Origin of the sequence: Pseudomonas sp., from assembly GCF_026224925.1 — a bacterium.
Classification (GTDB): Bacteria; Pseudomonadota; Gammaproteobacteria; order Pseudomonadales; family Pseudomonadaceae; genus Aquipseudomonas.
Genome location: NZ_JAMFRV010000437.1, coordinates 1 through 21368, shown reverse-complemented (window position 1 = coordinate 21368; position 21368 = coordinate 1). Strand labels below are relative to the sequence as shown.

The 21368-nt window shown below is 57.6% G+C and carries 19 protein-coding genes and 3 pseudogenes; 8 read left to right on the top strand and 14 right to left on the bottom strand.

All coding sequences use genetic code 11. The annotated features are described in order from the left end of the window. Window positions 1-245 (bottom strand): heavy-metal-associated domain-containing protein (locus tag M0974_RS18990; protein WP_297840147.1); only part of this gene is annotated, 245 nt, incomplete at its 3' end. Between the two features lie 216 nt (window positions 246-461). Here M0974_RS18990 and M0974_RS18985 point away from each other — a divergent pair. Both M0974_RS18985 and M0974_RS18980 read left to right on the top strand, forming a co-directional pair. Continuing rightward, window positions 462-2135 carry an MFS transporter gene (locus tag M0974_RS18985; protein WP_297840145.1) on the top strand — a complete coding sequence of 558 codons (1674 nt, stop codon included), beginning with the start codon at window positions 462-464 and terminating at the stop codon, window positions 2133-2135. Beyond that, a complete protein-coding gene (locus M0974_RS18980) occupies window positions 2132-3331 on the top strand; it encodes an HlyD family secretion protein (protein ID WP_297840142.1) in 1200 nt (399 codons plus the stop codon). Before M0974_RS18985 ends, M0974_RS18980 begins: the two co-directional genes overlap by 4 nt. On the opposite strand, the gene M0974_RS18975 is transcribed toward M0974_RS18980, so the two are convergent. After that, the gene (locus M0974_RS18975) at window positions 3315-4931 is read right to left on the bottom strand and encodes an inorganic phosphate transporter (RefSeq protein WP_297840140.1); all 1617 of its coding nucleotides are present in this window, start codon (window positions 4929-4931) and stop codon (window positions 3315-3317) included. The two genes, M0974_RS18980 and M0974_RS18975, sit on opposite strands and share 17 nt — an antisense overlap. 197 nt (window positions 4932-5128) lie before the next feature. On the opposite strand from M0974_RS18975, the pseudogene M0974_RS18970 reads away from it, so the two are divergent. Together M0974_RS18970 and M0974_RS18965 are read left to right on the top strand one after the other, a co-directional pair. Further along, a pseudogene (locus M0974_RS18970) lies at window positions 5129-5318 on the top strand (type II toxin-antitoxin system HicA family toxin). 29 nt (window positions 5319-5347) lie between these two features. Further along, complete coding sequence (locus tag M0974_RS18965) at window positions 5348-5755, top strand: type II toxin-antitoxin system HicB family antitoxin (protein WP_297840137.1); 408 nt, start codon at window positions 5348-5350, stop codon at window positions 5753-5755. 52 nt (window positions 5756-5807) lie between these two features. Here the strand turns inward: M0974_RS18965 and M0974_RS18960 are convergent, their stop codons facing one another. From M0974_RS18960 to M0974_RS18925, 8 genes and pseudogenes are all read right to left on the bottom strand, one after another. Further along, window positions 5808-6827: a transporter gene (locus M0974_RS18960; RefSeq protein WP_297840134.1), complete on the bottom strand. Its 1020-nt coding sequence runs from the start codon at window positions 6825-6827 to the stop codon at window positions 5808-5810. A gap of 94 nt (window positions 6828-6921) precedes the next feature. After that, window positions 6922-8547, bottom strand: a complete 1626-nt coding sequence (locus M0974_RS18955; RefSeq protein ID WP_297840131.1) for a methyl-accepting chemotaxis protein — start codon at window positions 8545-8547, stop codon at window positions 6922-6924. Between the two features lie 187 nt (window positions 8548-8734). Continuing rightward, window positions 8735-9556: an aldo/keto reductase gene (locus M0974_RS18950; RefSeq protein WP_297840130.1), complete on the bottom strand. Its 822-nt coding sequence runs from the start codon at window positions 9554-9556 to the stop codon at window positions 8735-8737. A 277-nt stretch (window positions 9557-9833) separates the two neighbouring features. Next, window positions 9834-11258, bottom strand: coding sequence for an efflux transporter outer membrane subunit (locus tag M0974_RS18945; RefSeq protein ID WP_297840127.1), 1425 nt, complete (start codon window positions 11256-11258; stop codon window positions 9834-9836). Then, the gene (locus M0974_RS18940; protein WP_297840124.1) at window positions 11255-12166 is read right to left on the bottom strand and encodes an efflux RND transporter periplasmic adaptor subunit; all 912 of its coding nucleotides are present in this window, start codon (window positions 12164-12166) and stop codon (window positions 11255-11257) included. Before M0974_RS18940 ends, M0974_RS18945 begins: the two co-directional genes overlap by 4 nt. Then, the gene (locus M0974_RS18935; protein WP_297840122.1) at window positions 12163-12372 is read right to left on the bottom strand and encodes a DUF1656 domain-containing protein; all 210 of its coding nucleotides are present in this window, start codon (window positions 12370-12372) and stop codon (window positions 12163-12165) included. Before M0974_RS18935 ends, M0974_RS18940 begins: the two co-directional genes overlap by 4 nt. Further along, window positions 12369-14452 (bottom strand): annotated as a pseudogene (locus tag M0974_RS18930) (FUSC family protein). Before M0974_RS18930 ends, M0974_RS18935 begins: the two are co-directional and overlap by 4 nt. Then, window positions 14449-14901: a MarR family transcriptional regulator gene (locus M0974_RS18925; RefSeq protein ID WP_297840118.1), complete on the bottom strand. Its 453-nt coding sequence runs from the start codon at window positions 14899-14901 to the stop codon at window positions 14449-14451. The pseudogene M0974_RS18930 and the gene M0974_RS18925 overlap by 4 nt, the downstream one beginning before the upstream one ends. A 205-nt stretch (window positions 14902-15106) precedes the next feature. Between M0974_RS18925 and M0974_RS18920 the strand changes: the two genes are divergently transcribed. Beyond that, on the top strand, window positions 15107-15679 hold the full coding sequence (locus tag M0974_RS18920) for a YbhB/YbcL family Raf kinase inhibitor-like protein (RefSeq protein ID WP_297840115.1): 573 nt from the start codon (window positions 15107-15109) through the stop codon (window positions 15677-15679). 108 nt (window positions 15680-15787) lie between these two features. On the opposite strand, the gene M0974_RS18915 is transcribed toward M0974_RS18920, so the two are convergent. Continuing rightward, window positions 15788-17179 carry a heavy metal sensor histidine kinase gene (locus tag M0974_RS18915; RefSeq protein WP_297840113.1) on the bottom strand — a complete coding sequence of 464 codons (1392 nt, stop codon included), beginning with the start codon at window positions 17177-17179 and terminating at the stop codon, window positions 15788-15790. Further along, window positions 17152-17847 carry a heavy metal response regulator transcription factor gene (locus M0974_RS18910; protein WP_297840111.1) on the bottom strand — a complete coding sequence of 232 codons (696 nt, stop codon included), beginning with the start codon at window positions 17845-17847 and terminating at the stop codon, window positions 17152-17154. The genes M0974_RS18915 and M0974_RS18910 overlap by 28 nt, the downstream gene beginning before the upstream one ends. Before the next feature lie 229 nt (window positions 17848-18076). Between M0974_RS18910 and M0974_RS18905 the strand changes: the two genes are divergently transcribed. From M0974_RS18905 to M0974_RS18895, 3 genes are all read left to right on the top strand, one after another. Next, window positions 18077-18682, top strand: coding sequence for a hypothetical protein (locus tag M0974_RS18905; RefSeq protein ID WP_297840110.1), 606 nt, complete (start codon window positions 18077-18079; stop codon window positions 18680-18682). A gap of 150 nt (window positions 18683-18832) precedes the next feature. Then, a complete protein-coding gene (locus M0974_RS18900) occupies window positions 18833-19441 on the top strand; it encodes a cytochrome b/b6 domain-containing protein (RefSeq protein ID WP_297840106.1) in 609 nt (202 codons plus the stop codon). After that, window positions 19434-20201: a molybdopterin-dependent oxidoreductase gene (locus tag M0974_RS18895; RefSeq protein ID WP_297840104.1), complete on the top strand. Its 768-nt coding sequence runs from the start codon at window positions 19434-19436 to the stop codon at window positions 20199-20201. Before M0974_RS18900 ends, M0974_RS18895 begins: the two co-directional genes overlap by 8 nt. 166 nt (window positions 20202-20367) lie before the next feature. On the opposite strand, the gene efeO is transcribed toward M0974_RS18895, so the two are convergent. Both efeO and M0974_RS18885 read right to left on the bottom strand, forming a co-directional pair. Then, window positions 20368-21189 carry an iron uptake system protein EfeO gene (gene efeO, locus M0974_RS18890; RefSeq protein ID WP_297840101.1) on the bottom strand — a complete coding sequence of 274 codons (822 nt, stop codon included), beginning with the start codon at window positions 21187-21189 and terminating at the stop codon, window positions 20368-20370. A gap of 26 nt (window positions 21190-21215) precedes the next feature. Then, window positions 21216-21368: pseudogene (locus M0974_RS18885) on the bottom strand (deferrochelatase/peroxidase EfeB); the annotation flags it as partial.

Here is a 21368-nt window from a genome sequence, read left to right as displayed (position 1 = left end):
TGCTGCTTCAGCGTGTTTTGACGGTCTTTGATAGGACTCGCAGAGTAACCGGCATCGCTGACCGCGGCGATCAGCGCTGCCGGATCGGCCTGGCCGATGAACTCAATGCGCGCGCGCTCAGTGGCAAGGTTGACGCTGACACTCTTGACCCCGGCGACCTTGCCCAGCGCCCGCTCAACGCGTCCCGAACACGATGCGCAGGTCATACCGGAAATGGACAGGTTGGTGGTGGAGGGGGTGATCATCACAAGGGCTCCTGGCGTAAGTTGACTATCGCAGGATCAACCTTCCCGCGAGGTTAAGGTCAAGAGCCTTTTTCAGCGACTCACGATTTACTCGGGCCCATTGAACCATTCGCTGACAATTTCGCTCCCACACACTACGCTTAGGCGCACGCTTCACTGATCTGGATTCACTCAGTTCATGAACACTTTGAGCAGAGCATTGATCAGGCGCATTCGATGAACGAATACACCCCGCACAATTGGGCGCCGCACGAGCGGCCGAGTATCCCCGGTTCGCCGTCGACGCCTTTGCACTCCACCGGAAAACGTCTGGCGTTCGCTGTTGTCGGGGTGATCGTGGCCCTGACCGGCGGCTTGGGTAACGCGTTGGTGGTGGCCAACCTGATTTACCTGCAAGGCTCGCTGGGCGCCACCACCGAAGAGATTGCCTGGCTTCCCGCCGCTTACGTCATGACCAACGTCTCAATGAACTTGCTGTTAGTGAAGTTCCGCCAGCAGTTCGGTTTGCGTGCGTTTACTGAAGTTTTTTTGGTGCTGTACGCGCTGGTCACGTTCGGCCACCTGTTCGTCAATGACTGGAGTTCGGCGATTGCTGTGCGTGCGGCACACGGGATGGTCGGTGCGGCGCTTAGTTCGCTGGGCTTGTACTACATGATTCAAGCGTTCCCCCAGCGTTGGCGAACCAAGGCGTTGGTTCTCGGGTTGGGCATGTCCCAACTGGCATTACCGCTGGCGCGGCTGGTGTCCGAAGATTTGCTATTGATCTCTGAATGGCGCGGGCTTTATTTGTTCGAACTGGGCATGGCCTTGTTGTCGCTGGGCTGCGTATTGCTGCTCAAGTTACCGCCGGGTGACCGTTTCAAAGCCTTTGAACCCTTGGATTTCCTGACGTTCGGTTTGCTTGCCCCAGGCTTCGCCTTACTCTGCGCCGTACTGTCGCTGGGCAGAATCGAGTGGTGGTTCGAAGCGCCTTGGATCGGCGTGGCCTCGGCGGCCTCCATCGTGTTAATTGTTACCGGGCTGGCCATTGAACATAACCGCGCCAGACCGCTATTGATCACCCGTTGGCTGGGCAGCGGGCGGATTCTTCGACTGGCACTGGGCGTGATCCTGAGTCGCGTCGTGCTGTCCGAACAAGCGACGGGTGCTGTCGGATTTTTGCAAGCGCTGAACATGAGCAGCCAGCAAATGCACACGTTGTACCTCATGATGTTGTTGGGCAGCGTCGCGGGGCTGGTGGTGAGCGCGTTGACGATTGATCCATTGCACCTGTTCAAACCGCTGATTATTGCCTTGGCGATCATGGCAGTCGGCAGTGGCATGGACAGTTTCTCCACCAACCTGACCCGCCCAGCGAACATGTATTTGAGTCAATTCTTGTTGGCCTTCGGTGGTACTTTTTTCTTGGGGCCAACGATGGTGTTGGGCCTGAGCGGGGTGCTGGCCAACCCGCGCAACCTCGTCAGTTTCTCGGTGTTGTTCGGGATCACCCAAAACATTGGTGGTTTGATAGGCGCAGCTGCGTTGGGCACGCTGCAAATTGTTCGGGAGAAGTTCCACTCCAGTAACATCGTCGAACACCTGACGTTGATCAATGCGCAGGTGCAGTCTCGGCTGACAAGCTCGACCGCCAGTTATGCCTCCGCTATCGCCGACCCGTCGGCGCGCAACCTTCAAGGTATTCGGGCGATTGCTGCAGCCGCCACACGCGAAGCCAATGTGCTCGCGTACAACGACGTGTTCATGACCATCGCGCTGGTCGCGATTTTGACCATGGTCTGGACTTTCGCCCGTAGCATGTGGCTGATGTTCACCACCAAGCCCCTTGATGCGCCTGCACAGCCACTCCCACCGTCTTCTGTCCACTCCAATGGCGCCGAACTTTCATGACCGAGTCCAATACCCCCATCAGCGCGCCACCTGTCGTGGCGACAGGCCCCGCGCCAGCTCCGATCACCACACCGCCTACCACCGAGCCGCGCTCACTGCGGGTGCGGGTCATCTCGTCGGTGATCTTCGGTTGCGTGGCCCTCGCCGGGGTGCTGATCGTGTTGTATGCCTGGCAATTGCCGCCATTCACCAGCGCCGTCCAAAGCACTGAAAACGCCTTGGTCAGGGGGCAGGTAACGATCATTGGTCCGCAGTTGAGTGGCTACGTTTTCGAAGTGCCGGTGCAGGACTTTCAGTTCGTCAAAGCCGGCGACCTGCTGGTGCGCCTGGATGACCGAATTTACAAGCAGCATCTGGATCAGGCGCTCGCGCAACTCGGGGTACAAAAAGCCGCGCTCGCCAATAACGTGCAGCAACGGCGCAGTGCCGACGCAACGATTTTGCAGCGTCAGGCCGCGCTGGCCAACACCATCGCCCAAGCCAATAAGAGCGGCGCAGACCTGCGCCGCAATCAAGCGTTGATCTCCGACGGCTCAGTGTCAAAACGCGACCTGGACGTGACCCTTGCGGATAACGCCCAGGCCGTCGCAGCCGTGGCTGAGGCCAAGGCTGCGCTAGAAATCTCACGTCAGGATTTACAAACCGTGATCGTCAATCGCGGTTCGTTGGAAGCCTCGGTGGCCAGCGCCGAAGCCGCCATCGAGCTGGCGCAAATCGACTTGTCCAACACCCGCGTGATTGCGCCGCGTGACGGTCAGCTCGGTCAGATCGGCGTGCGTCTGGGGGCCTATGTCAACTCCGGCGCGCAGTTGATGGCGCTGGTGCCAGACCGCCTGTGGATCATCGCGAACATGAAAGAAACGCAGATGGCCAATGTTCAACTGGGACAGCCAGTGACGTTTAGCGTCGACTCGTTGGATGATCAGAAGATGCAGGGCAGAGTGCAGCGTATTTCACCGGCCACTGGCTCGGAATTCAGCCTGCTGCCTGCAGATAACGCCACGGGTAACTTCGTCAAGATCGCCCAGCGAATACCGGTGCGGATTACCGTTGAACCCAATCAGCCGCTGGCGAAACGCCTGCGGCCGGGGGTGTCGGTGGTGGTGAGCATCGACACCAGCCAGAGCGGCGAAGTGCCGCCTGATCCGGCTGATGATGATCAGTTGCAAGGCAATCCAATCAAAACAGCTGAGTGAACAACCAGTAAAGCGAGCCCGCCAGCAGCATCGCCGCTGGCAGGGTCAATACCCAGGCCATCGCCAGGTTACGCAAGGTACGCATCTGCAGCCCGGAGCCGTTGGCGACCATGGCCCCGGCAACACCCGATGACAATACGTGAGTGGTCGACACCGGTAGCCCATACATGTCCGCCGCGCCGATGGTCAGCATTGCTACCAGTTCAGCCGAAGCGCCTTGGGCATAGGTCAAATGAGTCTTACCGATCTTTTCGCCGACGGTTACGACAATCCGCTTCCAGCCAACCATGGTCCCAAGGCCCAGCGCCAATGCCACCGCGATTTTTACCCACAGCGGTATGAAGCGGGTGGCGGTGTCGATTTGCGCCTTGAACTGTTGCAGTTTGGCCTGGGTATCCGTGTCGAAATTGCCGACCTTGTTGGCGGTGATCAAGCGAATCGTTTCCGACGTCAGGTACATGTCGTTTCGTACGTTGGCCGTGGCTTCGGCAGGGACTTTAGACAGCGAACCGTAGTCGCCCACCTGTATGCCGATCTTGCCGGTCATTGCGGCCAGGGCTGGGATCAGGTTGGGAGTTACTTGTTTGGTGCGTACGTAGGTGGAAAGCTCCAGACGAGGGTCGGCGGGGGCGGGCTGGGTGATGTTTTTGCTTAAAGCTTGTTGGGTGACCTGTGCCACTGCGGCGAACTGTAGCGACTGATCTGCAGGCATTGCGCGGTTCAAGGCGTAAGCCATCGGCAGTGTACCGACCAGGATCAGCATGATCAGGCCCATGCCTTTTTGCCCGTCGTTCGAACCGTGGGCGAACGACACGCCGGTGCACGTCAGAATCAATAGGCCACGGATCCACAGCGGTGGCGGCGCGTTGCCTTTCGGGGCTTTGTACAGCGCCCGGTTTTTGATGAACACGCGCATCGCTACCAGCGCCAACGCGGCAAAAATAAAACCGACCAACGGCGACAATAATAGCGAATAACCTATCTTGATTGCCTGGCTCCAATCGACACCACTGGTGCCGTCACGGCCATGCATCAACGCGTTAGCCACGCCGACGCCGATGATCGAACCAATCAGGGTATGTGAAGAAGAGGCGGGCAGCCCCAGCCACCAGGTGCCAAGGTTCCAGAGGATTGCTGCGATCAGCAGGGCGAATATCATCGCGAACCCGGCCGACGAGCCGACTTGCAGAATCAGCTCCACCGGCAATAGCGCGATGATGCCGAATGCCACCGCACCGCTTGAGGTCAGCACGCCGAGAAAGTTGAAAACACCCGACCAGGCCACCGCAAAGTTCGGCGGCAGTGAATGGGTGTAAATCACCGTGGCCACCGCGTTGGCGGTGTCGTGGAAACCATTGACGAATTCAAATCCCAGGGCGATCAACAACGCCACTCCCAACAACAAAAACGGTGTCCATGTGGTCACCGCCGCGCCCATGTCATCCACGTCTTGCATCAGGCTGTAGGCAGTAAACAGCAAGCCGCTGCCAAGCACGGCGAAAAACACGATCCACGTCAGCAAGCTCGGCTTGCGGTCTATCTGCGGTCTGGAGGACGGGGCCTGGACCAACGAGTCCGGGGCCAGGGAGTGGCTGGGCATGATGCGAAGTCCTGTTTATGGGAGTTCGCCCTATATTCATTACAAAATGTGACAAATTTACGATGGTGTGACGACGGTATGGCAGGCGGTCGGGAAGATGCTTGGGCAAGTTTGGACACATAAGGACATTGGTTTACCTCTTGATAAGATAGATTCGGTGGTTATAGTAACCACCAGCCTAAGGATGGGAATATCATGTGAATAGCCGACACCTCATGAGCAAAATAGAGGCTGACGGCTGGTATCTGGTATCTGGTAAGGGTCAAGGGAAGTCATCATCACTTCAAGCATCCGACTAAGCTTGGACTGGTCACGATTCCACACCCGAAAAAGGATTTACTGGCCAAGACAGCAAGCAGCATCCTGAAACAGGCCCAACTCTTATGAGTCGGCGTGTGGGTTCGGAGGACGAGAATATGCTTTACCCGATTGCGATTTTACCGGGCGATGACCAGCATGCGTGGGGGGTCGAAGTACCCGATATTCCTGGATGCTTTTCTGCAGGGGATGACTTGGATGATGCAATGGCTATGGCCCGAGAGGCGATAGAAGGTCATCTGGAGATTTTGGCGGAAGATGGTTCAGCTATACCTATCGCCCAAAGGGTCACCGTACACGCCGCTAATCCACAGTTCGCTGGTTGCACGTGGGCGGTGGTCGACATCGACGTAACCAAATACATGGGCAAGGCTGAGAAACTGAACATCACGCTTCCGGGGCATCTTTTGAATCGGATTGACGCCTATGTGAGAAGTCATCCCGACCAGAAAAGCCGATCGGGCTTTTTGGCTACCGCCGCTTTAAAAATTCTTCAGAGTGCTTGAGTAAACTGATGTGCAGCGCTACCGCACTGCACATCAGCACAGCGTTCAATGCTCAATAATCATCCCGCTTGCGAAACGCCCAGCGACCGGCAATCAAGGTAAACGTCGCGACCAATGCCACCAGCACCCAAAACCCTTCGGGGTCAGTTGCCAGTGGAATACCGCCGACGTTCATGCCGAAGAAACCCGCAATGATGTTGATGGGCAGCGCCAGGACGGTTACCACGGTCAATGTGAAGAGGGTGCGGTTGCTTTGTTCGTTGAGCTTGGCGGCGATTTCTTCTTGCAGCAGTTTGATCCGTTCGCCCAATCCGGTGAGATCGCTGATCACTAAAGCAGACTCGTCGGTGGACTGGCGCAGTTCCTGAACGTCGGCTTCCAACAGCCAGGCCGGCGGGCGATTGAGCACGCGCATGAGCGAACCGGGTTCCAGCGCCAACAGGCGATGTAAGCGCACCAACACTCGACGCTTGCTGCCAAGATCGGCGCGGTTATCGCTCAGGCGCGAGGACAGCAACTGGTCTTCAATCTTGTCGACACTGAGGGTGGTCTTACGCACGATTTGCTCAAGCACTTCGCCCTGATCGCGGAGCAAATGCGTGAGCAGTTCCAGGGGCGAGCGAAAACACTCGCCCCGTTTGACCGAGTGCCGCAGGCGATCCACCGAATGCAGAGGCTGCTGGCGAGCGCTGATCATCAGATGGCTGCGGGTACATACCCACAAGGTCGAGATGTCCGAAGAGACCATGCCGAAATCGAATACCACGTCGTTGACCACCGCCAGCAACGAATTGTCGACATGTTCGATCCGTGTCGAACGCGAGCCTTCGTGCAGGGCTTCGAAGAACTCTTGTGGCAGTTCGAGATGGGATTTCATCCAGCGCTGGCACGCCGCGTGGGCCAGGTTCAGGTGCAGCCAGATGAATTGCTCTGGGTCTTGAGGTGCGCGCAGACACTCCAGTGCTGCGGCGGAATCGATCTCTTGGCCGCGTTCGCCAGGGCGAAAACGAAATCCGTAAATCAGTCCGAACAGGTCTGAATCCTGGCGGGTTTGCACAATGTTTTGGTTCATGAGCGCTCGCTGACCGGGAAGCGCCTGTCAGGGGCACAGGCTCGTCAAGGTTGCATCATCGCAAGCGCTTCTTACAGTTTTGTTGCCGTTTGCTTCAGGAACTCAATCGCGCTGTCACTTCATTGAGTTGTCCGGACAGGCCTTGCAAGTGACGGCTGGCTGTTTCAGTGCGCTTTACGTTGTCCTGGTTAGCGCTGGCGATTTGTGTAATCTCGGTCAAGTTACGTGAAATATCTTCCGCGACTGACGTTTGCTCCTCGGCGGCGGTGGCGATTTGGCGGTTCATGTCGCGAATCGCTTCGACAGCGTCGGTGATGCGGTGCAGCATCAAGCCCGCTTCGGTCACCTGTTCCACGCTTTCTTCGCTGCGCGATTGTCCGCTTTCGATGGCCTTCACCGCTTCAATGGCACCGGTTTGCACCGTGCTGATGATTTGGTTGATTTCAGCGGTCGAGGCGGCGGTGCGTTGCGCCAAGCTGCGAACCTCGTCGGCGACGACCGCAAATCCACGTCCGGCATCTCCCGCACGGGCAGCTTCAATGGCCGCGTTCAATGCCAGCAGGTTGGTTTGTTCAGCGATGCCGCGAATTACTTCCAACACTTTGCTGATGCGTCCGCTGTCGGTTTCCAACTGACGGATCACCGACGCGGTATTGGAGATTTCCCCGCGCATGTGGGTAATCGCAGTAATAGTACTGCGCATGACCTGCTCACCTTGCTGCGCGCTTTGATCCGCGTCGTCGGCAGCCGTGGCGGCCTGGGCTGCGTGTCGGGCGACTTCCTGGGCAGTGGCAGACATTTCATTCATTGCCGTGGCCACCTGGTCGGTACGGTCAAATTGTTCGGTGGTGCCATGAGCAATCAGTTGCGCAATTGCATTCAGCTCGCCGCTGGCGCCGTCCAAATCGCAAGCACTGCGTTTCAAACGGTTAAAGGTTTCTGCCAGAAAGTCGCGCAGGGTGTTCGCTGCAACCGCTAAGCGGCCCAGTTCATCTTGGCGATTGGCTTCGACGCGCTCACCAAATTTGCCTTGGCTGAGTTGCGCCACGTATTCGATCAAGCGTCGAATTGGGTCGATCAGGTTGCGGTTAACCAGCCACAGGCTCAACACGCCAATCACCAGCCCCGAGGCGAGCATCACCACAATGCCGAGCAAAATCGTGCGATTCGCGTCGGCGCTGATCAGGTCGGATTGTCGATTGCCTTCTGCGCGCAACGTGCTGACCAGTGCGCTCATTTGCTCGCTGGCAGCACGGTCCGCGCCTTTTACCGCGCTATCACCCACCGTCGGGTCGCCGTTGGCAGCCACAAACGCATCACGGCCTTTCTGGTAATCAACGCCCAGTAAACGATGCGCCTCACGCAATTTTTCGATGCTGGACTTCAGCTCAGGGACGTCGCTGGTCGCAGTGATGAGTTGGCCCAGAATGTCTTGCACCTGACGTTGGCGTTCGTCGAACTGGCCCCAGTATTTACTAAGCTCGGCAGGCTGTTTGCCGCGCAGCAAAACGTTCTTCCATTCCTGCACCTGGATCTTGAACTGAAGGTTGGCTTCATCGAGCAATTGCGAGGTGTGTAGCGGTCCATCGATCAAGCCTTTGTAGTTTTGCACACCGACGGAGAGAAAGTGAAAGCATGCCAATGCGATCAATAGCGTCGCTATCAGGCTGCCACCGAGCAACGCCAAAATCTGCGCTCTAAGGGAATTTTGCAAGAACATAGGCGTTATCTCATGAGCAAGGGCGATGGCATTTCGCGCCTGAGCTGCGCGCGATGATGACGTCCTTGTCCCTTCGAGATCAGGATGTCCCGTACGCGAAGGTTATAACCTCAGAGTCGGCCGCTGCAGGAGATACTTGAACTCAGTTAGATAAGAGGCCATGCCACCGACATGGCCTAACGCGTACTTACACCATCGCCAAATGTTGTTTTTTGATGGGCGCGGGCCAAGCGTCTTCAATGGCGCTCAGGTCTTCGTCGCTCAACACCAATTGCGCGGCGCGAGCGTTAAGGCGCAAGTGTTCGGGATCAACGGCTTTGGGGATGGCAATCACGCCCGGATTACGCAGCACCCACGCCAGGCAGATTTGTGCTGGGGTGGCGTTATGCCGAGCCGCTATATCGCGCAGCACCGGATGTTTAAGTAAGCGCCCAGCTTGGGCAATCGGGCAGTAAGCCATGAGTGGCATGCCGTTGGCTTCAGTCCACGGCAACAGATCGAACTCGACGCCGCGCTGCTCGATGTTGTACAGCACTTGATTGGTGGCGCAGGCGGGGTTGTTGAGTTCCAGCATGTCGCTTACATCAAAATTGGACACGCCCCAACGTCCGATCTTGCCTGCGTCGCGCAAGCGCTCGAAGGCTTCGGTGGTTTCTTCGAGGGGATACTGGCCCGGCCAGTGCAACAGATACAGGTCAATATAGTCGGTGCCCAAGCGCTGCAAACTACGTTCGCACGCCGCCGGGAGTCCCTTGCGGCTGGAGTTGTGCGGATAAGCCTTGGTCACCAGGTACACGCTGTCGCGGCGCCCGGCGATGGCTTCGCCGATGACCCTTTCTGCATCCCCTTCAGCGTACATTTCGGCGGTATCAATCAAGGTCATGCCCAGCTCAATACCCAGACGCAGCGCGGCGACTTCGTCTTTTCGTTGCGCTGCGTCTTCGCCCATGTGCCACGTGCCTTGGCCGATGACCGGAACCGATGAGCCACCCAGATCGAAAGTGCGCATGAAAATCTCCTGTTGTGGAGTGATATTGACTCGGGCAACGGGATTTGGGAGTGGTTCAAAGTTTAGGTGTTTCAAGCAGGGGTAGGGTGTCAGCAAGGGCCCCTTCGTGAATACGTTCGGTCCCACCGGAATTCCATCAACCTGATAATCCGACAGGTAAAACCCGATCCCGGTGGGAGCGAACTTGTTCGCGAAGGCAGCACCTCGGTCTTTCAAGATGACCGCGGTGCTATTTTCTCGAATGAATTCGGTCCCACAGGGTATCCAAACCCTCTGCTTACTTCCGGGCACTCTCCCAGCCACCGCCCAGCGCCAGGAACAGGTCGATCTGGCCCATGGCAACCTGGGTGTTGGCCGATGCCAGTTGCGCGCGGACGTCGGTATAGGTGCGGGTAGCTTGCAGGTCGGCGAGGAACGAAGCCCGTCCAGCTTTGAAGAACCGGTGGGTTTGGTCCGCCGCTTGTTGCGCAGATTGTTGGGCATCGGCGAGCGCGTCGCGGCGTTCCAGCAGGGCGGTGTATTGCGCCAGGCTGGTCTGGGTTTCGCGGATGGCGTTCAGCACCGTACCGTCGAAGCGTGCCAGCGCGGCTTGGGTTGAAGCTTCGGCTTCATGAATCCGCGCCCGTGAACCGTTTGCCGGGACCGTCCAGTTCAGCAACGGGCCAAAGCCCCAGCGGTTGGTTGCCGGTTTGCCGATGTCGTCGAGAATACCCACCGAGCCAATTGTCGCGCCGATTGAGATATCCGGGTACAACTCGCCTGTGGCCACGCCGATACCGGCAGTCGCCACCGCCAATCGACGTTCGGCCTGACGCACATCCGGACGACGTTTCAGCAGCGCTGCGCCATCGCCCACTGGCATGACTTGCGCGATGTGTGGCAGTTCTTTGCAGGTGGCAACACCTGTCGGTAACTGATCGAGAGGTTTAGCCAGCAGCATCGACAACTGAAACAGCCCCGATTGTCGCGCTGCCGTGTAACGCGGCAACTCGGCGCCCAAGGACTTGAATTGGGTTTGCGAACGGGTGACCTGGGTTTCATCGCCACGTCCAGCGTCGCGCAGACGCTGTGTCAGCTTCAGGCTTTCATGTTGCAGGTCCAGCGATTGCTGGGCGATGCCCTGTTCTTCGTTGGCCGCGCAGACTTGGGTATAGGCCCGCACTACATCGGCGACCAAGGTGATACGCGCAATGTCGGAGGCGGCTTGGGTGGCATCGGCGTTGGCTTGTGCTGCCTCAATGCCGCGTTGCAGGGTGCCAAACAAATCGAATTGATAAGACGTGCTGATGCCGACGTCACCGACATTGGCCACCGGGACTTTCTCCGTCAACAAATACGCTTCGCCTGACTCCTGCAAGCGCTGTGCGCCGAGTGTCACGCTGCTGTGAAAGCCGCCCGCCGCCTGTGCTTCTTCTACTTGCCGACGTGCTCGCAGCAGGTTGGCGGCGGCGACGCGCAAGTCGGTGTTGGCGAGCATTGCTTGCTCAATCAACTGGTCAAGGCGCTGATCCTGATACAGCCGCCACCAATCTTCCGGGACTGGAGCGGAAATGGCATCGACGCCTTTGCCTGCCAGTTCGCCTTGCAAGTCCGGGCGGTTGAGTGCTGCATCTTTGGGTAAGTGATAATCCGGGCCGACGATTTGGCAGGCGGACAACATCAGGCTCAACGCGAGCGCCGTTAATCGAACGCCGTGCTTCATTTCTTCGCTTCCTTGTCTTTGGCGTCATGCGCCGCAAGGTCGGCATCGTCGATCATCGACACGGTGGCGGTACGGCCGGCAATCATGCGGAAGTCATCGGGAACGCTGTCGAAGGCGATGCGTACAGGAATTCGCTGCGCCAGACGCACCCAGCTAAACGCCGGATTGACGTTGGGCAGCAGGTTGCTGCCGCTGGTTCGATCACGGTCCTCAATACCGGCGACGATGCTCTGCACATGGCCGCGCAAACGTGTGTGGTCACCGATCACACGGATATCCACAGACTGGCCGATATGAATCCCGGCCAGTTTGGTTTCTTCGAAGTAGCCGTCGATGTGAAATGACGTACCGTCAACCACCGACAGCACGGCACGGCCTGCGGTGACAAACTCTTGCGCTCGCGGGGCACGGTCGTTGAGGTAGCCATCCACAGGGCTGCGAATCACCGAGCGATCAAGGTTCAATTGCGCAGCGTCCACTGCCACTTGCGCCTCGCTTAAAGCCGCAAGGCCACGAGCCTCGCGGGACTGGCTTTCTTCCAGTTGTTCCTGAGCGACCAGATTGCCCAAACCGTGGTTACGTTTGTTTTCGCGACGGGCCTGTTCATAGGCTTCCTGGCGCTCGGCAACCGTGGCTTTGGCTTGGCGCAGGGCCAGACGGAAACGGTCCTGGTCGATGGTGAACAGCACTTGGCCTTTGCTCACAACCTGGTTATCCACAACGTCGACTTGCTGGATCAGCCCTGAAACGTCAGGGGCGATCTGCACCACGTCAGCGCGGATATGCCCGTCCCGTGTCCATGGTGCGAACATGTAGTACATCACCATGCGCCAGATGACGACGCTGGCAAAAATCACAATCAGCAGGGTCAGGACTACACGGCCCAAAGTCAGTAAGGGTTTTTTCATTTCATCAGGTATCGACTGAGAGTATCCACCGCGCCAAGCAGCAGAGCGTATAGACCTACGTTGAACAAAGCCCGGTGCCAGACCAGACGATAAAAGTGGGCGCGGTTGAGTAGCGCATGCACCCCCAGGTAAAGCACGTACGTGATACCCATCACTACCAGCAGTGTGGGCAAGAATATCCCACTGATGTCCACATCACCGATCATAGCGGCGCTCCGTCGATTCCATAGGGCGGTTGTTCTTCGAATTCGCCTGCGGTGACAATCTCGACGCCAGGCAGTAACGCCAGACGCAAACCGCTGAGGGCATGCAGTAAATGAATGCGAGTCGGATCGTCGCCCATCCATTCAAATGTCATCGAGCGGCGTGCCCGGTCCATGGTCATCAACAAGCCCTTGGGCGTCGGCAAGCGCTGGCGAGCGTCAAGGCACGCTTGAAAATAGGCGCCGACGTCGTCGATGACTTGTCGCAGCAGGCTTTGCTGTACTGGGTGCAAGCGGGGCAGGTACGCCAGTAAATCCAGCATATTGAGAGTGACGCGCAGTTCGCGCAGGGCGATGCCGCTGTCTTGTGCGGTGATGGTCAGGCGAGGCAAATGCTGCATCAGACGGTCGAGCATCTTCACGGCCATCTTCCTGTGCTCGGACAGCGTAGCCGGTTGGCTGAGGCTGGCAATGTCGCGCCAGCCGAAACGAGTCAAGCGCTTGGCCGCGAATTCAACACCGAACGGCCGTACCACCAAGGTCCAGACAAAGGCGAACAACAGACCGATAGGCCCGGCCATGTTGTTGTTTATGAACACCAGAAAGTCAGTGTCGTAGGTGCCTTGGATACTGATGAAGGTTGCCGTGTTGACCAGTGTCAGCAAGGTGCCCAGATAGAAGCGCGGCTGTACGGTCAGCGTAGCGATCCAGATAAAAGGAACGGCAAACGCGAGGACCAGCATCGGAAAATCGTTGATGTTTGGCAGTACTACAAACAAGTACAGGCTGGACAGGATGACCGCCACCGTGGTCCAGAAAAAGAACCGATAGATTTGCGGCGCCGGGTCATCCATGGCCGCAAAGAAACTACAGGAAACAGCCGCGAGAATCACTGCGCTGCCACCTTCGGGCCAGCCCAACAGAATCCACAATACTGAAGCAACGATAATGGCTGCTACCCCGGAAAGCACCGAATACAACATCAGGCCGCGGTCAATAAAGGGCGTCAGGCGGCCCAGCCGCCAGTGTCGATACACGGCGCGCCATGCTGATTGGTCGTCGTTACGCAGGGCATGTTGCAGGCTGCGGCAGTCTTGCCACAAATCCACCCACTCGCCCAACCGGTACAGGGCGTTAGACAGCAGTAATTGATGACGATCATCCAGCTGCGCGGGGCTTGGCTGCAGTTGTTCGAGTTTGGCGCGTAAAGCCTCCCACTTATCCACAGCCGCGCTTTCGTTGGTGCCCTTCAGCCATAGGTGCGCTTCGTTCAACGCCAACTGCAGCGGCGCCAGCAGCTCCGGCGTACGCCGTTCGACTGCCCATAGGGCGTCGTCCAGTGAATCGATCACCGGCAATAAATGAATCATTCGCCCGCGCAGTTCTTTACTGTTACGCACGCTTTGCGGGCCTACCCCTTCATGGGACAGTTGGCCAATCATCAATTCCAGGGAGTTGAAGCTGCCGACCATCGCTGCCCGCAATGAGCCGATCTCTTCGGACTGCTGATTACGCGTGAGAAACCGCTCGCTGTAGGCTGAGGCGTCGGCAAACATTTGTTCGCAGTGTCCATTACCACTGGGGCCAGGTGCCGCGGCCAGAACATTGCCCCGACCACTGCCGCGCAGACGATACCGAGTAAAATTTCTTCGGTGCGTGCCACAGCAATGTCAAACACTGCCAGCGGGTTATCCACCACCGGAAAGGCAATCAGCGGCAGGGTGTAACCGGCAAGCATCAGCGCGTAACTGTTGGCGGTACGCAGGTGCAACGAAAGGAACAGCAAGGTGCCGGTCCATAGCGCAATCACAATCGCCAGCAGGATTGGGGTTTGCACGAACAGTGGTACAAAAAATACGGCCGCCGCCGCCCCGGCAAAAGTGCCGACTGCGCGGTAAAGAGCTTTGGAACTGGTCGGGCCGACGAAGGGGCTGGAGACGATATACACCGTCGCCATTGCCCAGTAAGGCCGGGGCATTTCCATGATCAAGGCGATGTACAGCGCTACCATCGACGCAGCGAACGTGCGCAGACCGAAGAACCAGTCCCGTGCGGGCGGCACGCTGGCAAAAAAACCTTTCACGGCAACCACTCCACGCCCTGATGGCCAGCCTCTTCAAACGCCTTTAAAACGCGCAAGGTAGCTTCCAGATCCTCGACTTCGACGTTTTTCAACACCTTGCGGCGTAGGCTTTGCAGTTCGGTTTCAATGGACAAGGCCAAGGCGCGGCCGCTGTCGGTCAGGCTTAATGTTTTGGCGCGGCGGTCGGTAGGGTCTTCAGTACGAAGGACAATCTGGGCGGCACACAACTGATCAAGCAAACGCACCAACGACGGGCTTTCGAGTCCCGCAGCCTGAGCTACAGTCACTTGGCGCACGCCATCACCCAAACGCAATATCATCAGCAGCGGCATCGCACAGGCTTCGGAGACGCGATAGTTGACCAAGGTGTTTTGGCAAATCCGACGCCAATGACGGGACGCGGCGACGATGCTGCTGCTGATGCTCATTTGCAGTAGATCAAGGGTCATTGGGTTGCCAATAGATAATTGTTGACGGTGATATTATTAGGATGCTAACAAATATTTTGTAACAGTGTTGCTGTGACGTCAACCGGCATTTTTGCTGACTGACCGGATGAATTTGCACAGGGTCCGGCAGTCCAACGGTTCATCTATGGAATGCGTGATATTCCGCACCCGACTCCCCAAAGCTTGCTATCGACAGGTAACCCGCATGACTCGTTCATTTCGAAACGTTGCCACCCGAAGCTGGATGATTGCTGGGGCATTGGCCTTGTGCATGCAGATGAGTGCGCAGGCCGCGCAACCGCACTTCACCTTGGCCATGCCAGACGCTGAAGACAATGCGTTTTTCTCCCCGGACAATGCCGCCATGGCCAATGGTTGCGGCGGCAAAAACGTTTCGCCAGCGCTGTACTGGAGTAACCCGCCACCGGGCACACAAAGTTTTGCATTGGTAATGCACGACCCGGACGGACAGAAGGGGCTGGGCGTCGATCACTGGTTGCGTTATGGGCTGCCTTTCAGTCTTGCAGAGATCGCCACCGGTGTCGGCGGCGAATCGAAGCTTGAAGGGATGGGCGGGGTGAACACGCGGGGTACTACGGATTACATGGGCCCGTGCCCGCCGCCCGGTGACAGTCCCCATCACTTCGTGATTCAGCTGTATGCGTTGGATTTGGCTCACGACGCGTTGAAGCCGGGGTTGACGGGTGATGAATTTCGGGCCGCCATCAAAGGCCATATCTTGGGGGTTAGCAGCGTAGTTAGGCGGTATCAGCGGTAAGGTTCAGACCGTGTTGTGGCCTTCCCGAACAAGTTCGGTCCCACTGAGTCTCGGGATGGCGCCAGATTTGGATAATCCACACACCTTTGGGCTGGCTTTATGCGGTTATCAAGCAGGAAACCCCAGAGCGAACCTTATGCGGCCTTGCGCTGGCTGAGTTACTTCAACCCGTCCGCCGTGCAGGTGCATGATGGCGGCTACGATGGCCAGGCCTAGGCCGTTGGAGTCGGAGCTTTGGTGACGGGAAGCGTCGCCGCGATAGAAGCGGTCGAAGAGTTTGGTCAAGGCTGCCGCCGCCAATACGGGGCCATGATTTTCGACCTGTATCAGCCACTCTCGATGACGTTGCTCGACCAACACCAACACTTCGCTGCCCTCGTCGGCATAGCGAATCGCGTTGGCCACCAAATTGCTCAGCGCCCTGCGCAGCAGAATAGGGTCGGCGTTCAAGGTGCCGCTGCCAGCCGTATGAATCGTAAGCTGACGCTCTTCGGCCAAGCCCTCAAAGTACCCTGCCACGCGCTGCATTTCGTCTTCCAGATTCAAGGGCTGGCGCTGCAGCACAGACTGAGCCTCATCGGCCCGGGCCAAGAATAGGATGCTTTCCACCAGCCGCGAGATACGTTCCAGCTCTTCCAGGTTCGAGGCCAACAGCGCTTGGTATTCATCAACGCTGCGGGTTTGTCGAAGCGCTACCTGGCAGTGCCCCATCAACGAACCCACCGGTGTGCGAATCTCGTGTGCCAGGTCGGCGGAGAACTGCATCAAGCGTTGATAACCGTCCGACAACCGATCAAGCATGGCGTTGAAGGCTTCGCTGAGTTGGTGCAATTCAATGGGCGTGTCCTGCCCATCGAGGCGGCTGTCCAGCCGCGCCGGTGTAATGTCGGCCGCGTGGGCGGCCATGCGCCGCAATGGCCGCAAACCTCGATGCAGCAGCAAGTAACCGAGCAAGGCGGTAGCGACGAAGGCCAAGGTCACGGCGGCATAAAGGCGTTGGCGGAAGGTGGCGAGCATGGCCATTTCCTTGGCCATCACGTGGGCCGCCACCAAGTACACCTCGGTACCTCCCGAGAGTATTTGTGCCGAAGCCGCACGCAAGGGCACGCCTTCCAGGCTCATGCCGCTGCGCAGATCAGCTTCGGTCAGCGCTCGATCCTGGCCCACCACCGGCAATGGCGGCAGTGGGGCATGCAGCGGGTTGACCGAAATCACCGGGGGCTTGCCCGGCTCGGCAATGATAAAAATGTCTTCTTCGTTGTCGAGCATGTTCTCGAACAGTTGCGGGCTGCTCTTGAGCTTCTCAATAGTCAGGTCGTAACGCAGCAACTTACGAAAGTGATCGAGCCGCGCCAGCACGGCGTGATCGCTGCGCAACATCACCGTTTCTTTGATCGACTCATACAAGTAAACCCCCGCACCCGCCACCGTGATCATGGCGACTAGCGCAAACGCCAGCGAGGCGCGCAGGGTCAGGGATGGCTGACGTCGGGCGCGCATGGTCGTACCTCGCAGACGTAACCAATGCCACGCACGGTATGGATGAGTTTTACCGGATAGGGCAAATCGATTTTGCTGCGCAGGCGTTTGATCGCCACATCCACTACGTTGGTGTCGCTGTCAAAATTCATGTCCCAGACCTCCGAGGCAATTTGCGCCCGAGACAATACATCGCCTTCACGGCGCAACAGGAGATGCAGCAGGGCGAACTCTTTGTTGGTCAGCACGATGACCTGTTGTTGGCGGGTGACGCGACGGCGCAACAGGTCCAGCTCCAGGTCGGCTATATGGAAATGGTCTAGCTCGCGAACCACGCCCCGGCGCAACACGGTACGAATACGCAGCAGCAGTTCGGTGAAGGAAAACGGCTTGATCAGGTAATCGTCAGCTCCCAGTTCCAAGCCGCGAATGCGGTCCTGCAACTGGTCGCGTGCGGTCAGAAACAGCACGGGCACATCTTGTTTGGCGCGCAGTACTTCGATGATCTGCCAGCCGTCGATGCCCGGCAACATTACGTCGAGCACGATCAAGTCGTAGCGCTGTTCGAGGGCCATGTGCAGACCGTCGGCGCCATGTTGCGCCCAGTCGACTTTATAGCCGGACTCACCGAGGCCCTTTTTCAGGTACTCGCCGGTTTTGCTGTCGTCTTCGATGAGCAAGATGTGCATGGGGCGTGGCTCCTTCCAACGAGGAGCGTTGGGCGTGATCGGCGCGGGTTAACGATCTCGAAATGCGCGACGGATCTGGAGTTTAACCAAGTGTCGGGCGGGTGTCGGTGACATTTTTGTCATCCGCCAAGGGTGGGTGCCAAATGACAAAAATGTCATTTGCCGGTCATGGTACAGCGCCGGTTCCGGGGCGAAGATGATCGTCTATTCAACCCAATCAGGTAATGACATGAAGATTGCACTGTCCACCACCTTCGGCCTTCTTTTGCTCAGCGCGGCCGTTATGGCTCAAGCCGCAGACATGCCGGTCGTCAAACCCATGCGCGGCACCATCGATAGCGTGCAGGCTGACACCTTGAATTTCACCGACCGCGCCGGTAAGCATGAAACCGTTGCGCTGACCGATAAAACCGCGATTCGCGTGATCTCGAAGACCAGTCTTGACTCGATCAAGGCCGATAGCTTTGTCGGTTCAGCCGCTGCGGCCCAACCAGACGGCACCTTGAAAGCGTTAGAAGTGACCGTGTTCGAAGCTAGTCTAAAAGGCAGCGGCGAAGGTCACTATGGCTGGGAAAATGCTGATGGCAGCACCGGCACCATGACCAATGGCACCGTGGGCAAAGTCACCGGCACCAGCGGCCGGACCATGACCGTGATGTACAAAGGTGGTGAGAAGCAACTGGTTGTACCAAGTGACGTGCCAATCGCTTATGTTCAGCCAGGCGAGCGTGCGCAATTGGTCGCCGGTGCCAAAATCGTATTGTTCCCATCTGAAGACGGTAAATCTGCGCGCGGTATAGCAGTCGGTAAAGACGGTTTCGCACCACCGATGTAATCTGAATGCGGGCGGTGCAGAGTCAATACCGCGCCGCTTTCTTCGCGAATGAATTCGCTCCCACAGGGATAGGGCAGCTCCTACAGAGGATCTAACATTGCCCGGTTCATTCGCGAAGACGTTCGATCAGTCATAGCAAAGGAGGCAGTCATGAGCACTCGACGTATCCACCCCTGGCCAGTGCGTCTCACGCATTGGTTGAACGCGATTGGCATGGTTGGCATGTTCATGAGCGGCTGGGGTATCTATAACGCTTCGCCGTTATTTTCGTTCAATTTCCCACGCAGCATTACCTTGGGTGGGTGGCTCGGTGGCTCGATTGCCTGGCACTTGGCGGTCATGTGGCTACTGGTGGTCAACGGCCTGATCTATGTGTTGTATGGCGTGTTCAGCCGCCATTTCAAACGTGACTTATTGCCGGTCACCGTCAGCGCAGTCAAGCGCGACTTTATCGATGCGTTACGTTTGCGTCTGGCGCATCAGCACGGGCGTTATAACGCGGTGCAACGGCTGATGTATTGGCTGGTTCTGGCGTTAGGCGTGTTGGTGGTGCTGTCTGGATTATCCATTTGGAAACCGATTCAGCTTCAGGGGCTGGTCAATCTGTTTGGCGGATATGACTTCGCTCGCTTCGTACACTTTGGTGCCATGGCCGGGATCGGCGCGTTTGTCGTCGTTCACTTGGTGTTGGTGCTGCTGGTGCCGCGGACTTTTTTGCCGATGATTACCGGCGGTACTCGGGAGAACTCCAATGACTGACCCCAAGCAGCGGCCGCCTCGGATCATCCTTGAGCCGGCGCAGCAAACTCAATTGTTCAAACTTCAACGCCGCTCGTTTCTGCGCGCAGGCCTGACCCTCGGCGCGGTATCGATGCTCACCGGTTGCAACCTGGAAGGCGATGACGCAGTGGATAAAACCCTGTGGGCCATGTCGCGCTGGAATGATCGGGTTCAGGCGTGGCTGTTCAGCGGGCAACGCTTGGCGCCAACGTACGACAAGTCGAAACTCACTAACCCGTTTCCGTTCAATGCGTTTTACCCTGAGTACAACGTTCCGGACTTGGATATCTCGACCTACAGCCTGGCGGTGTCCGGGTTGGTACGGGACAAACAAGCATGGACCCTGGACGGTTTGCGTAAGCTGCCACAACGCACCGACATCACGCGGTTGATCTGCGTCGAAGGCTGGAGCGCAATTGGACAGTGGGGCGGGGTGCCGTTACGCACATTTCTTGAGCACATCGGTGCAGACACCACAGCCAAGTTCGTCGGCTTTAAATGCGCCGACAAGTACTACTCAAGCCTGGACATGCCGACCGCCTTGCATCCCCAAACCCTACTGGCGCTGGACTTCGGCGAAGTAGCGTTGCCGCCCGATTATGGTTATCCGTTGCGGGTGAGGGTGCCGACCAAGCTGGGGTTCAAGAATCCCAAACACATCGTCGAGCTGTTTGTGACGAATGACTACCCTGGCGGGTACTGGGAAGATCAGGGCTACAACTGGTTTAGCGGGAGTTAATTGATAGCGCGACCTGAACTGGACGCAATCCACCTGTAGGACCGAATCTATTCGGGAAGCAGTCGGCGTGGTTTCACTGATGACCGAGTCGCTATTCCCGAATAAATTCGGTCCCACAGAAAACCTTGATCGGGTGCATCCCAAAAAAGGATGCAGCCTGTCAGCCTTAGTTCAGACCCAGCTTGCCACGCAATGTGGACAGGTCTTCTGCCAAGGTAGTAACCGGGCCAACCAGTGCTTTACGGTCGTTAGCGGTGACTTTGTCATAGGTCTCGAAGCCACCACCTTTGGTTTTGTACTTGGCCAGGATCTTGTTGACCGCAGCGAAGTTCTTGTCGACCTTGGCCGCGAACGCCTTGTCTTGCTTGGCGATTTGAGGGCGGAACAGGTCTACGATTTTCTTCGCGCCGTCGATGTTGCCCTGGAAGTCATACAGATCGGTGTGGCTATAACGGTCTTCTTCACCGGAGATTTTGGTCGCGGCCACTTCCTCCAACAGCGCAGCAGCACCGCCGACGACTTTCTCAGGTGGGAAGGTCAGGCCGGCAACGCGGGTTTGCAGGTCTTTCACGTCGTTATTCAGCTTGTCAGCCAAATCGCCGAGGCCTTCGGTGGTGTTCTTGGCGAACAGGCTGTACTCAATACGGTGGAAGCCGGTGAAGTCTGCAGCATCCACGTTGTCGCCATGGTCATCAACACGGGAGTCGATGGACTTGTCGAGGTCGTCAAACAGCTCGGCGATCGGCTCGATGGACTCATACGAAACGCGGGTAGTCGGGTACAGCTTCTTGGCGGTGGCCAGGTCGCCTTTCTTGATTGCGTCGGTGAACTTCTGGGTGTCAGTGCCCAGGGTATCCAGCTGTTCGGTGACATAGATCTTGTAGTCAGAGACAGGTCCTACCAAATCCAGCGGCGCCGTTGCTGCGAAAACGAACGGAGTCTGGAGCAAGCCAAGGGTAAGCATCAATGCGAGAGGCGACTTTTTCATGGGACGTTTCCGGGTAGGGTTATGAATCATGCGGTTTTTGTTGAGGCGGAAGTGGCGAGCAGCGAGCGGCCGATGTAATCCTGATCGCTGACGACACCGGGCAAGGTGAAGAAGTAACCGCCGCCAATGGGCTTGAGGTACTCCTCCAGTGGCTCGCCATTGAGGCGGGTCTGCAGCCG

Coding starts and splice junctions, on each gene's coding strand:
- M0974_RS18985 (WP_297840145.1), top strand. CDS start 462: ATGAACGAATACACCCCGCACAATTGGGCGCCGCACGAGCGGCCGAGT.
- M0974_RS18980 (WP_297840142.1), top strand. CDS start 2,132: ATGACCGAGTCCAATACCCCCATCAGCGCGCCACCTGTCGTGGCGACA.
- M0974_RS18975 (WP_297840140.1), bottom strand. CDS start 4,931: ATGCCCAGCCACTCCCTGGCCCCGGACTCGTTGGTCCAGGCCCCGTCC.
- M0974_RS18965 (WP_297840137.1), top strand. CDS start 5,348: ATGCTTTACCCGATTGCGATTTTACCGGGCGATGACCAGCATGCGTGG.
- M0974_RS18960 (WP_297840134.1), bottom strand. CDS start 6,827: ATGAACCAAAACATTGTGCAAACCCGCCAGGATTCAGACCTGTTCGGA.
- M0974_RS18955 (WP_297840131.1), bottom strand. CDS start 8,547: ATGTTCTTGCAAAATTCCCTTAGAGCGCAGATTTTGGCGTTGCTCGGT.
- M0974_RS18950 (WP_297840130.1), bottom strand. CDS start 9,556: ATGCGCACTTTCGATCTGGGTGGCTCATCGGTTCCGGTCATCGGCCAA.
- M0974_RS18945 (WP_297840127.1), bottom strand. CDS start 11,258: ATGAAGCACGGCGTTCGATTAACGGCGCTCGCGTTGAGCCTGATGTTG.
- M0974_RS18940 (WP_297840124.1), bottom strand. CDS start 12,166: ATGAAAAAACCCTTACTGACTTTGGGCCGTGTAGTCCTGACCCTGCTG.
- M0974_RS18935 (WP_297840122.1), bottom strand. CDS start 12,372: ATGATCGGTGATGTGGACATCAGTGGGATATTCTTGCCCACACTGCTG.
- M0974_RS18925 (WP_297840118.1), bottom strand. CDS start 14,901: ATGACCCTTGATCTACTGCAAATGAGCATCAGCAGCAGCATCGTCGCC.
- M0974_RS18920 (WP_297840115.1), top strand. CDS start 15,107: ATGACTCGTTCATTTCGAAACGTTGCCACCCGAAGCTGGATGATTGCT.
- M0974_RS18915 (WP_297840113.1), bottom strand. CDS start 17,179: ATGCGCGCCCGACGTCAGCCATCCCTGACCCTGCGCGCCTCGCTGGCG.
- M0974_RS18910 (WP_297840111.1), bottom strand. CDS start 17,847: ATGCACATCTTGCTCATCGAAGACGACAGCAAAACCGGCGAGTACCTG.
- M0974_RS18905 (WP_297840110.1), top strand. CDS start 18,077: ATGAAGATTGCACTGTCCACCACCTTCGGCCTTCTTTTGCTCAGCGCG.
- M0974_RS18900 (WP_297840106.1), top strand. CDS start 18,833: ATGAGCACTCGACGTATCCACCCCTGGCCAGTGCGTCTCACGCATTGG.
- M0974_RS18895 (WP_297840104.1), top strand. CDS start 19,434: ATGACTGACCCCAAGCAGCGGCCGCCTCGGATCATCCTTGAGCCGGCG.
- efeO (WP_297840101.1), bottom strand. CDS start 21,189: ATGAAAAAGTCGCCTCTCGCATTGATGCTTACCCTTGGCTTGCTCCAG.